At 33.5% G+C, this 12,550-nt stretch carries 11 protein-coding genes and 1 other annotated feature; of the genes, 8 read left to right on the forward strand and 3 right to left on the reverse strand.

All coding sequences use genetic code 11. The features are described from left to right. Positions 1-6: 6 nt before the first annotated feature. On the reverse strand, positions 7-1,287 hold the full coding sequence (locus DW269_RS02330) for a glucose-6-phosphate isomerase (protein WP_117458383.1): 1,281 nt from the start codon (positions 1,285-1,287) through the stop codon (positions 7-9). Then, on the reverse strand, positions 1,284-1,643 hold the full coding sequence (locus DW269_RS02335) for a CvfD/Ygs/GSP13 family RNA-binding post-transcriptional regulator (RefSeq protein ID WP_006506415.1): 360 nt from the start codon (positions 1,641-1,643) through the stop codon (positions 1,284-1,286). Before DW269_RS02335 ends, DW269_RS02330 begins: the two co-directional genes overlap by 4 nt. A 175-nt stretch (positions 1,644-1,818) precedes the next feature. Between DW269_RS02335 and DW269_RS02340 the strand changes: the two genes are divergently transcribed. From DW269_RS02340 to hpf, 4 genes are all read left to right on the forward strand, one after another. Beyond that, the gene (locus tag DW269_RS02340) at positions 1,819-2,028 is read left to right on the forward strand and encodes a hypothetical protein (RefSeq protein ID WP_117458384.1); all 210 of its coding nucleotides are present in this window, start codon (positions 1,819-1,821) and stop codon (positions 2,026-2,028) included. A gap of 203 nt (positions 2,029-2,231) precedes the next feature. After that, complete coding sequence (locus DW269_RS02345) at positions 2,232-2,459, forward strand: NifU family protein (protein WP_040390072.1); 228 nt, start codon at positions 2,232-2,234, stop codon at positions 2,457-2,459. A 179-nt stretch (positions 2,460-2,638) separates the two neighbouring features. After that, positions 2,639-3,784, forward strand: a complete 1,146-nt coding sequence (gene metK, locus DW269_RS02350) for a methionine adenosyltransferase (protein ID WP_117458385.1) — start codon at positions 2,639-2,641, stop codon at positions 3,782-3,784. A 106-nt stretch (positions 3,785-3,890) separates the two neighbouring features. Continuing rightward, positions 3,891-4,427, forward strand: a complete 537-nt coding sequence (gene hpf, locus DW269_RS02355; RefSeq protein WP_022425302.1) for a ribosome hibernation-promoting factor, HPF/YfiA family — start codon at positions 3,891-3,893, stop codon at positions 4,425-4,427. A 71-nt stretch (positions 4,428-4,498) separates the two neighbouring features. On the opposite strand, the gene DW269_RS02360 is transcribed toward hpf, so the two are convergent. Further along, on the reverse strand, positions 4,499-5,431 hold the full coding sequence (locus DW269_RS02360; RefSeq protein ID WP_117458386.1) for a TIGR01212 family radical SAM protein: 933 nt from the start codon (positions 5,429-5,431) through the stop codon (positions 4,499-4,501). A 44-nt stretch (positions 5,432-5,475) separates the two neighbouring features. Between DW269_RS02360 and DW269_RS02365 the strand changes: the two genes are divergently transcribed. The 4 genes from DW269_RS02365 (at position 5,476) to DW269_RS02380 (ending at position 12,545) form a co-directional block, all read left to right on the forward strand. After that, positions 5,476-7,179, forward strand: coding sequence for an ATP-binding cassette domain-containing protein (locus DW269_RS02365; RefSeq protein ID WP_117458387.1), 1,704 nt, complete (start codon positions 5,476-5,478; stop codon positions 7,177-7,179). A gap of 1 nt (position 7,180) precedes the next feature. Then, complete coding sequence (locus DW269_RS02370; protein ID WP_117458388.1) at positions 7,181-8,965, forward strand: ATP-binding cassette domain-containing protein; 1,785 nt, start codon at positions 7,181-7,183, stop codon at positions 8,963-8,965. A 46-nt stretch (positions 8,966-9,011) separates the two neighbouring features. Beyond that, positions 9,012-9,211: a binding site (T-box leader), on the forward strand. 42 nt (positions 9,212-9,253) lie between these two features. Next, on the forward strand, positions 9,254-11,650 hold the full coding sequence (leuS, locus tag DW269_RS02375; RefSeq protein ID WP_117458389.1) for a leucine--tRNA ligase: 2,397 nt from the start codon (positions 9,254-9,256) through the stop codon (positions 11,648-11,650). A gap of 100 nt (positions 11,651-11,750) precedes the next feature. After that, positions 11,751-12,545, forward strand: coding sequence for a MerR family transcriptional regulator (locus DW269_RS02380; protein ID WP_158546286.1), 795 nt, complete (start codon positions 11,751-11,753; stop codon positions 12,543-12,545). The last annotated feature ends 5 nt before the right edge of the window (positions 12,546-12,550 follow it).

Genomic DNA, 12,550 nt, shown 5'->3' on the forward strand with positions numbered 1-12,550 from the left:
TTCTTATTAATATCCAGGCTTACCTAAAAGCTTGAACATATTCTTCTTATAAACTTCAACACCTGGCTGGTTGAATGGGTTAACACCTAATAGGTAAACGCTCATTGCACAAGCCTTTTCGAAGAAGTATACCATATAACCGAAGCTATATGCATCAACATGATCAAGAGTGATCTGGATGTTAGGTACGTTACCAACATTTACATGGGCATCAATAGTACCTTCACATGCTTTCTGGTTAACATAATCAACTGTCTTACCAGCTAAATAGTTTAAACCATCTAAGTTTTCTGCATCACTAGGGATTTCTAAGTTCATCTGAGGTTCTTTGATCTTTAATACAGTTTCGAATAAAACCTTAGAACCTTCCTGGATGAACTGTCCTAATGAATGAAGGTCAGTTGAGAAAGTACCACTTGTAGGTAAGATACCTTTTCCTTCTTTACCTTCAGATTCACCAAATAACTGTTTCCACCATTCAGCAGTCTGCTGTAACTGTAAGTTATAAGTTACAAACATTTCAGCTGGGTAACCAGCCTTTAATAACATCTGTCTTGCAACACCATACTGATAAGCATCGTTTGTAAGTAGATCTGGATTGTTATATTTATCCTGGGCATCTTTAGCACCCTTTAACATTGCATCAACATCGATACCAGCCATTGCGATAGGGAATAAACCTACTGCAGTTAATACAGAATAACGTCCACCGATATCATCAGGAACTACGAATTCTGTATAACCTTCCTGGTCAGCTAAAGTCTTTAATGCACCCTTATGAGCATCTGTAGTAGCAACAATTCTTCTCTGAGCTACTTCTTTACCCTTAGTTTCTTCAAGTAATTCTTTGAAGATTCTGAAAGCAACTGAAGTTTCAGTAGTTGTACCAGACTTAGAAATTACATTAATACCGAATTCTTTATCTTTTACATAGTTCTTAACCTGTGCTAAATAAGTAGCAGAGAATGTATTACCAATATAGATGATCTGAACCTTGTTTGTTGGGTAAAGACCATTGATTGCTTCAATAGCAGCTCTTGCGCCTAAATAAGAACCACCGATACCACAAACTAATAAAACATCAATTTCTTCAGATAATTCTGTAGCTTTTTTCTTAATGTTTTCTACTTCAGTTTTGTTGTAGTTAGTAGGTAAGTCAACCCATCCTAGAAAGTCGTTACCTGCTCCTGTTTTGTTGTGGATCATATCATGAACTTCTGCGACTCTGTCCTTATATGATTCCATGCTTTCTGTTAATTTAGCTTTACTTAAATCAACGTTGATCATACATCTTCCTCCTTTGCGATTCCTCGACTGATCCATCGAGGCATCATTTCTCTTAGTGGATTAAAACCCTTAGGTGTTTCCACGATTGACTTTCTTTTGCGAAAACGTCTCTTTTTCGCGACTGCTTTTAAAGAAAGCCTTGCCTGGTGATGGACGTTATCTATATCAATGACTTTTACCTTAACCTGTTCTCCATAAAAGACAAATTGATTTACGTCACGAACAAATCCATCAGATATTTCTGATATATGGATTAATCCGCTGCTTCCATCAGGCAATAAAGCAAATGCACCATATGGTTGAATACCAGTAATGGTCACATCAACAATGTCACCTACATGAACTTGATGTTCCATTGCACGCCTCCAATCAACTGCATTATAGCATAATTATAATAGTGATAAAAGAATAGATAATAATAATTCTTTAATGTGAAAAAGATAAGTAATTTGTATTTAATATGATATACTTTACAAAAAAGATGAGTGTGGTATAGTTAGTATATACTAACACGATGATGGGGGGGATTATATGAAGAAAAAAATATTATATATATTGGTTGCTGCATTACTCTATATACTCACACAATTACCAACTATTGTAAGTAACTATTATTTTGAACCTGGGGAATGGGATATTGCAGTATGCAAATATGTTCTTGTGTCTGTTGGATGGATGATTGTCATACTCTATGTCATTCATTTTGTATTGAATTATATTAAGAATATGGGCGATGAATAACATTGAAGAACCCTTAGGGGTTCTTTTGCTATGTCTTGTAAGAAAGCCTATTTACTATAAAAAGCAGTGAATTATGCTTAAAAATGTGCAATCTATCAAAATTGTCTAATAAATAAGTATGTTTTTTAGTGATTCTATAGGGTATATCACTTTTCTTTTTTATTTTGTGTGTTATAATGGTCAAGCAGAAGCGAGGTGAAATCATGGAAGAAAAGATTGAAGCCATTAAGGAAGTCATTCATAAGTTGAGACCCTATCTACAAAGAGATGGTGGAGACTTAGAATTCGTTGATTTCAAAGACGGCATCGTTTATGTACATATGCTTGGTGCATGTGCAGGATGCATGATGCTAGATTCTACTATTAAAGATGGTGTTGAACAGATTTTAATAGAAGAAGTCCCAGGCGTTATTGAAGTACAGGCAATTTAATTAAATATTTTTATACTCTTATTAAGAACCACACAGATGAGGATCGTTTTAAAGTGGTGGCAACCCTTACATAGAAGGTGCCTTGACCAAGCAAGTATTACTTGAACAATAAGAGGAAGCAGATTACTACGCTTTCCTCTTTGAGGAGAGCTTTTTTATTACAGGAGGAAAAGAAGAAAATGGAAAAGAACTTATTTACATCAGAATCTGTATCAGAAGGACATCCAGATAAGCTTTGTGATCAGATCAGTGATGCAATCTTAGATGAATGCTTAAGACAGGACAAATATTCACGTGTAGCTTGTGAATGTTTTGCTACAACTAATTTATTAGTCATCGGTGGAGAAATTACAACGAATGCAAAAGTAGATTATGAAGCAGTGGCACGTGATGTAATGAGAAGAATCGGCTATACTGCTGAAGATTTAGGTATTGATGCAGATACTTGTGAAATCAAGGTAGTCATGGATACACAGTCTAGTGATATCGCCTTAGGTACAAATGTAGAAGTAGGTGGTGCAGGTGACCAGGGTATCATGTTTGGTTATGCAACAAATGAAACTGAAACATATATGCCTTTACCAATCTCTATGGCTCATGAATTAGTACGTTATGCAAGTGAATTAAGACATAATGGTACATTCAAGCATGCAAGACCTGATATGAAATCACAGGTTACTATTGATTATACAGATGAAAATAATCCTAAGGTTGATACAATCCTTATGTCAATCCAGCATGATCCAGATTTCAATGAAGAAGAATTCAAGACTTTTATTAAAGAAAAGATCATGAAAGAAGTTGTAAGAAAGCATCATATGAATGAAGACTACAAGGTATTCATTAATCCAACAGGAAGATTCGTTATTGGAGGCCCTCATGGTGATACTGGTTTAACTGGACGTAAGATCATCGTTGATACTTATGGAGGAATGGCTAGACATGGTGGAGGTGCATTCTCTGGTAAAGACCCATCAAAGGTAGATAGAAGTGCAGCTTATATCACTCGTTATATCGCTAAGAACATTGTTGCAGCAGGATTATGTGATCGTATTGAAATCCAGTTATCTTATGCAATTGGTGTAAAGGATCCTACAAGTGTGCATGTTGATACTTATGGAACTGGTAAGGTAGCTGATGAAGTCATCTTAGATGCAATCAAGAAAGAATTTGATTTAACTCCTCAGGGTATCATCAATACATTAGATTTATTAAATCCAATCTATGGCCCAACAGCTGCTTATGGACACTTTGGCCGTACTGATGTTGAATTCCCATGGGAAAAATTAAATAAAGTAGAAGACTTAAAGAAATACTTAGCTTAAGAAGACATTAACGTCTTCTTTTTTTATATTTTATGTCAAGAGTGTTTTTTTAGTTTTTTTTATGTATAATATAGATATAGAAAGAATTGTAAAGGAGGAATTAATTATGAAAGTTATTGTCAGAGGTAAAAACGTTACAATTACAGATGCTATCGAGGATAAAATTACTAAAAAGTTAGCATTGCTCGACAAGTACTTCATCATGGGACAAGATGTGGAGGCTAAGGTTTTAATTAGAACTTACCCATTTGGTCAGAAAATTGAAGTTACAATTCCTACAGAGTATGTTCTTCTTCGTGCAGAAGAAACAAGTGATGATCTTTATGAAGCAATCGATTTAGTTATCGATAAGCTAGAAAGACAGATCAGAAAGTACAAGACAAAGTTAAGTAGAAAGTCAAAGAATAATAAACTCGCTTTCAACATTAACACTTTAGAAGCTCTTGAAGAACCTGAAGAAGAAGACGTTGTCGTTAAGACAAAGACAATTAATCCAAAACCAATGGACATGGAAGAAGCTATCATGCAGATGGAACTCATTGGTCATTCATTCTTCGTTTATAAAGACATCGAAACTAATACAGTATGTGTTGTCTATAAACGTAGAGATGGTGGATACGGTCTTCTTGAAACAGAAGAATAATAAAAGAAATCTGGCTTTTGGCCAGATTTTTTTTATGTCCTTAAGAAATTCTTTCTTTTCTTTCGTATATATTATTTGAGGGACACAAGATCTCCCTGCATAATATCCTGAGCTTTCATATACTTGTCGATATCATTTAGAATTGTTGTTTTTTTGATAGACCATAAAGGAGCTACTAATTCTTCTAATGGTGCATCTCCAGTCAGTCTTTCTATGACTACATGACTTGGAATATATTCTAATTGTCTTGCAACTAAAGAAATATATTCATCTCTTTCTAACATCTTAAAAGGATAATAGAGCTTATATAGACGACTATTTTGTGTGACATAGAGATTGTGAATCTTAATACCTTGAATATCTAGTTTTCCTACCGCTTTTGCAGTCTCCAACATCATCTCTATTGTTTCGTTAGGTAAACCATTAATAATATGCACACAGACTTCTAAATGATGTCTTCTTAACATAGAGAGTCCATCTAAGAATTCCTGATAAGTATGACAACGATTGATTTCTTTTGCGGTATTGTCATGAATAGTCTGTAAGCCTAATTCTATATAGACATCCGTTTTTCTATCTAATTCTTCTAAATAAGCACATATTTCTTCAGTGAGGCAGTCTGCACGTGTCGCAATCGCAATACCAACAACATCCTTCATACCAATAAATGGTTCATAGATCTTCTTTAACTGATCTAAAGAAGCATAGGTATTTGTATATGCCTGGAAGTAGGGAATAAAGACAGCTTCAGGCCACTTTCTTTTCATTACTTCAGCACCTGCTTTAAACTGTTCTAAAAGAGAATCACTATCTAGAATAAAGTCGCCAGAACCTTTCTCAGAACAGAATATACAGCCTCCAAAGCCTTTTGTCCCATCTCTATTAGGACAAGTAAAATGGGCATCTAAAGAGACTTTTGCGACTTTTTTATGATATCTCGTTTTTAAAAAATAGTTGTATGTATGATAACGCTTGTTATCTAAAGAATATGTAAAAGGATTCATTTTATATCACCTGGCTCATTATAACATAAAATGGAGGGAAAAATATGCTAGAACTTAAAGACTTAACTGTGAGTTATGATATTTGTATATTGGATCATGTGAATTATATATTTCCAGATACTGGTTTAGTAGGAATCAAAGGACCTTCAGGATGTGGAAAGTATACACTTCTATATTGTTTATGTGGATTACTGCAATATAATGGCACAATTACTTTTAATCATGAAGTAATAGATAAAAAATTTAGTAAGATGATAGGCTTTATTAAACAGAATAATGATCTTATTCCTTCTTATACAGTAGAAGAGAATATCATGGCTGGATGTTATTTTGGACAGATTGATTTTGATAAGAAAAAGATGGATAAGATTATTAGACGCTTAAAAATAGAAAAGCTTATGAAAAGATATCCTGATGAACTTTCTATTGGACAGATGAAACGTGTATCTATTGCCCGTGCCTTGTTAAAGGATGCACCTGTACTTTTATGTGATGAACCTACAGGTGCCCTTCATTATAAACAGGCAAAAGAGGTTATGACACTCTTAAAGGAAGTATCTGAAGATCGTTTAGTCATTGTTGTTTCTCATGATACATCCCTATTAGATGAATATGTCGATGTACTCATAGAGATGAAGAACCAGACATTACATACAATTAAAGACAATCATATAAATAAAGAAGTTCTTATTCCTCGACATAAGAGACACTTCTCTATGCGTTATAGTTTTAAAGAAGTATTGGGAGAAAGAAAGAGACTCGCATTACTCTCACTTTTTCAGATATTAGTCATTGTAACATCTCTAGTGATTATAAGTGGTTTAAATGGTCTTTCTACCTCTATAGAAAAATCTTACACGGAAGCACCACTTAAAGATATTGTAACTATATCCAGTCATGATGGAGAACCATTGTCTTTAAAAGAAAAAGGAACAAAACATTTTGATATAGAAAGTGGGTATATCAAAGGAGTTAATGCCTTGTTGATTCGTCTACCTGCTAAGAAAAATCATATCAAGCTGCTTTCAGGTCGTTTTCCTCATCATACAAATGAAGTCATTATTACTCATAATTTATCTCATAAACTCAAATCACAGTTCACATGTCATCTATTAGAAGATGAAACATATAAAGTAGTGGGAGTAATAGAAGATAATTTCTATCAGGATCAATTGGTTTGTTTCCATCATGATATAGATAAGACATATCCAGATTTATTAAGAGATGACAAAATAGATGTAGTCACAAAGGCTCCCGAAACACTTATTAAACGTTATGAAAAGAACTATGAAGTAGATAATGATGTATATATGAAGAAGATGAGTTATGGAACACTTATTTCTATTGGTCGTATGATTGCGTTAGTTTATATGATGATCAGCTTATTTGTGGCAATAGAACTTACAAAAACAGTCTTCTCTTCTTTATATTTAGAAAGAAGCCGTTCTCTTGCTTTGAAAATTTCTATGGGTGCATCTTATAAACAATTACAGCGTGAATCAAAGATAGAAATACTTATTATAGGCACATTTATTTACTTTATCAGCATAGTGATGTTTATTGTTATTCTTACTATTCTCCCGCTCACATCCTTTAAGAGTTATTTCCATTTTACCTGTCTTGCATCTCCTTATTATTTCTATATTATTTTCTATTTTCTCTATCTTCTTATACTCATACTTTCTGCATCTGCACCGTTTATTCGTATTAAGAAAGAAAGTATAGTCTCATTACTCAGGGAGGAATAATATGATTCAACTTAAATCAATCAACAAGCGTTATCTACATGAACATGTCTTAGAAAACATTACTTGTACTCTTCCTGATACAGGATTTGTATCACTTGTTGGGCCAAGTGGATGTGGAAAAAGTACTTTACTTCATATTATTGCTGGACTTGATCATGATTACTCAGGAGAAGTGATATATGAGAAGAATAAGAAAGTTTCTATCATTTTTCAGGATTTTCATCTTATACCTTGGCTTTCTATTAATAATAATATACGTCTCTATGACTACTTTCATAAATCATCCTACATACTGGATGAAACATTGACTAAACAATTTAAGAATACTTCAGTTAATGATCTTTCCTTAGGACAAAGACAACGTACAGCGATAGAGCGTGCACTTTATTATGATCCAGATATTATTCTTTGTGATGAACCAACAGCTTCACTTGATCCAGATAATGCAGAGAGAGTATTAAAGATATTGAAGCAGCGTTCACATTCTTCTCTTATATTATTTGTATCCCATGATGAAGCATCAGTAAAACAATATAGTGATCGTATTATAGAGATGAAGGATGGATGTATTATAAAGGATACACTTATTAAAAAGACAGAAAGTTATCCTCGAGAGAACCATACCAATAATAAGCCACGACATTTTCCTATACTTAAATTAACTATCCAATCATTCTTAAGTAGTCGTAAAAGATTTTTTCAGATGTCATTTTCTCTATCTATCGCATTATTATGTTTGATGATGACATTTACCTTTACATTCTCTTTTCGTAATACTATTTATCAATATCTTTCTTCGTTGATTCCACAAAAGTCTATTACTTATAAATTACGTAATGATGATCCTTTATCTTTAACTCATTTCAATGAAGCATCCTATCATTATTTAAATCTTGATGATTATGATCTCATGGGAATCTCTCATAATAGTCAACGTTATCAAAAGAATGACGTATTATTTATATCAGATGACTCGTCCTATACCACTCATTATATATATGGTAGAGCTCCACAAAATAATGATGAAATCGCGGTACCTCTTTCTACTGCAAGAAAGCTTGCACAAAAGAATAAGGTCAATACATTACTTAATACAACTTGGACAATCTATTATAAGCATCAATTAAAGATAAAGGGAAAAGAAGTAAAGATAGTTGGTATTTCTCCACAAACCTATAATTATGATGCTTTCTATATGTATGAATATGCAAATTATCATTGGATAGAGTCCATCTTTAATCAAACACCGACTGCAAGATATGGTATGTTGAAATATAAGGAAGATAAATCCATTATAGATTCTTTAAAAAAGAATTATCCTGAATATGAGTTTAAAGCAATGGGGGAATCAACTCAAAAAACTTTTAATCAGAATATGAATAGAATCCAGATGGTTCTAGTGGTATTCTCTATTCTCACAATACTTTCTTCTATATTTATGATTATGGAAATCATGATTCTTCATGCGATGCATTTAAAGAAGGATCATGCCATCATGAAGGCCTATGGTGAAAAGAAGAAACATATTTTCAAGATGTCTTTCTATCAATGTTTGATTCTTCATTCTTATAGCTATGTGACAGCATCTCTCATATTACTTGGTATTATGAAGATAATGAATCAAATCATCCCACAGATTACAGACTTTCCTATGCATCTTACATTCCAACCTCTTATTATGTTGATATTGTGGATTGGTTCTTTCTTATTAGTTTGTTTCTCTACGCTATTTAGTATTCTTTATATTATCAAGCTCAATCCATCCCGCATCCTTAAAATGAGATGATACTTCTTGCAAATAATGGGAAATTATGATAAGGTGTGTAAGTATATAAAAGTCAAGGAACTAGAGTAGTAGATGGTCATGCTTTTTAAGAGAACTTATGGCTGGTGTGAATAAGTAAAGTCATCCATTGAACTCGCTAGGGAGATGGGTCTGTGATAAGCAGATCACGTATTGCTGCGTTAAAGCATTAAGCGCATGAATCAGTCTTCATGAACTAAGGTGGTACCGCGAGTTCTCGTCCTTAGACATGAGGACTTTTTTTATTTTAAAAGTGGAGGAGACAAAATTATGGCTTATGATCATAAGATAGCAGAAAAGAAATGGCAGAAATACTGGGAAGAGAATAAGACATTCGAAACAGATGTTTATGATTTCTCAAAGCCTAAATACTATGCCTTAGACATGTTCCCTTATCCATCAGGACAAGGTCTTCATGTTGGACATCCAGAAGGATATACAGCAACTGACATCATGTCAAGAATGAAGAGAATGCAGGGATATAACGTATTACACCCAATGGGATTTGACTCATTTGGTTTACCTGCTGAACAGTATGCAATCAAGACAGGTAACCACCCTGAAGGATTTACATTAAAGAATATTCAGACTTTCACTAAACAGTTAAAGATGTTAGGTTTCTCATTTGACTGGGATAAGCAGGTATCTACTTGTGATCCTAGCTTCTATAAATGGACTCAGTGGATTTTCAAACAGCTATATGAAGATGGTTTAGCTAGATATGTAGATATTCCTGTTAACTGGTGTGAAGAATTAGGTACAGTACTTGCGAACGATGAAATCATCGATGGTAAGAGTGAACGTGGTGGATTCCCTGTTATTCGTAAGAATATGAAACAGTGGGTTATTGATATTCCTAAATATGCTGAAAGATTACTTGCAGGCTTAGAAGAAGTTGATTGGCCAGAATCTACTAAAGAAATTCAGAGAAACTGGATTGGTAAATCAATCGGTGCTCATGTTGATTTTAAGGTAGATGGTTATGATGATAAATTCACAGTATTCACAACACGTTGTGATACATTATTTGGAGCTACTTATTGTGTATTAGCACCAGAACATGAATTAGTAGAAAAGATTACGACTCCTGATAAGAAGGATGAAGTAAAAGCTTACTTAGATGTATGTGCAACTAAGTCAGAACTTGAAAGAACTGAATTAAATAAAGAAAAGACAGGTGTCTTCATTGGTGCTTATGCAATCAACCCAGTAAATGGTAAGAAGATTCCAATCTGGATTTCTGACTATGTATTAGCTGGTTATGGAACAGGTGCTATTATGGCTGTTCCTGCACATGATGATCGTGACTATGCTTTCGCAAAGAAGTTTGGTATCGATATTATTCCAGTATTAGAAGGTGGAGATGTTACTAAGGAAGCATGGACACAGGATGGTGTACATATCAACTCTGACTTCTTAAATGGTTTAGATAAGCAGGAAGCAATCGATAAGATGTTAGACTGGTTAGAAGAACATCATTGCGGTTCTAAGCATGTTAACTATCGTTTAAGAGAATGGATCTTTGCAAGACAGAGATATTGGGGTGAACCAATTCCAATCATTAACTTTGATGATGGAACATCTGTTGCTTTGAGTGATGATCAGTTACCACTTATCCTACCTGAACTTGAAGATTATAGTCCATCAAAGACTGGTTCTTCTCCATTAGATAAGGCTGTTGACTGGGTTAATGTAGAAGTAGATGGTAAGAAGGGTAAGAGAGAAACAAGTACAATGCCTGGTTCTGCAGGATCTTCTTGGTACTTCTTAAGATATATTGATCCACATAACGATAATGCTATTGCAGATCCAGAATTATTAAAGCATTGGATGCCAGTTGACTTATATGTTGGTGGACCTGAACATGCAGTAGGACACTTATTATATTCACGTATGTGGAATAACTATTTATATGACAAGGGTATCGTACCAGTTAAAGAACCATTCAAGAAGCTATACCATCAGGGTATGATTCTTGGTCCAAATGGTGTGAAGATGTCTAAGTCAAAGGGTAATGTTATTAATCCAGATGATATTGTAGAAGCATATGGTGCAGATACATTACGTTTATATGAAATGTTTATGGGTCCTCTTGAAGCATCTAAACCTTGGAGTGAAACAGGTGTAGAAGGTTCAAAGAAATGGCTAGAACGTGTTTATAGATTATTTGTAGAATCTGATAAGTTAACTGATACAAATGATGGTTCATTAGACTTCGTATATCACTCAACAGTTAAGAAAGTGACTGAAGACTATGAAAACCTTGGCTTTAATACAGCTATCTCACAGATGATGATCTTCATCAATGAAGCATATAAGGCTAAAGCAGTTTATAAGCCATATGCAGAAGGTATCGTTAAGATGCTTTCATGTATTGCGCCTCATATCTGTGAAGAAATGTGGGAAAAACTTGGTCATGAAGGAACAATTGCTTATGAAGCATGGCCAACATATGAAGAAGACAAGCTTGTTGTATCTACAATTGAAATTGCAGTACAGGTAAATGGTAAAGTACGTGGACGTTTATCTATTAATAAGGATCAGGAAGCTGAATCTGTTAAACAGCAGGCATTAGAACTTGAAAATGTTAAGGCACATACTGATGGTAAAGAAATTAAGAAAATCATTTATGTTCCTAACAAGATTGTAAATATTGTAGTGAAATAATTCATTAAGGCATCTCTGAGGAGATGTCTTTTTTTATTACAAAGAACCAATAATGTGAAATAAGTGATACACTATAATTAGGAAGATGGAGGTATCATTAATGTTTTATAGTATAGGGGATGTTTCAAAAATACTGAATGTATCAAAAGAAATGATACGATATTATGAAAAACAGGGAGCATTGAAGCCTGCTCGTAAAGAAAATAATAATTATCGTTCTTATTCTACAATGGATATATTCTTTTTGATGGAAATGATTAGATATCAGGCATTAGGGCTTACTACTACTGAAATAAATCAGCTATTGAATAATAATTACATGCAAAGTTATTCAGATTGTTTATCAAACTATCATAAGAAACTAGAAAAAGAAATTACATTTAAACTGGTTTTGAAGGATCGTATAAAAGAAATGGCTGATAGAGCTAAAACGAGTCAATTAAACATTAATCATTATTGGTTTAAAAATGTAGATGAACATGAGTATGTATTTTTATGCAAAGGAAAAGATGATTGTTATGGTGAGATAGAATTAACAAAAGAAAATAGAAATATAATGTTTGCTGGACAGAATTTTACTTTTTTTGAAAGCATGGTTATTTTTAATGAAGAGGATGAAAACTGGGTTTATGCAATTAATACTAATTACAAAGAAACACTTAATATAGAAATGTCTGATGCAATCAAGCAAAAAAGCCAATTATGTATTTGTACAATGATTGATATGTCAGAGGTAGGCTGCTTTAATAGAAAACTATTAGAACCAATATTAAAATATATCGAGGAACACCAAATGACTATTGTTGATAAAATACGTGGTATTATTATCTGCAGAGGTTATCAAAATAATAAATATCAAAGAATAATGGAAATTCAAATTCCTATAAAACCTTGAAGGGC

It is taken from the genome of Catenibacterium sp. AM22-6LB (genome assembly GCF_003435615.1).
Classification (GTDB): domain Bacteria; phylum Bacillota_I; class Bacilli_A; order Erysipelotrichales; family Coprobacillaceae; genus Catenibacterium; species Catenibacterium mitsuoka_A.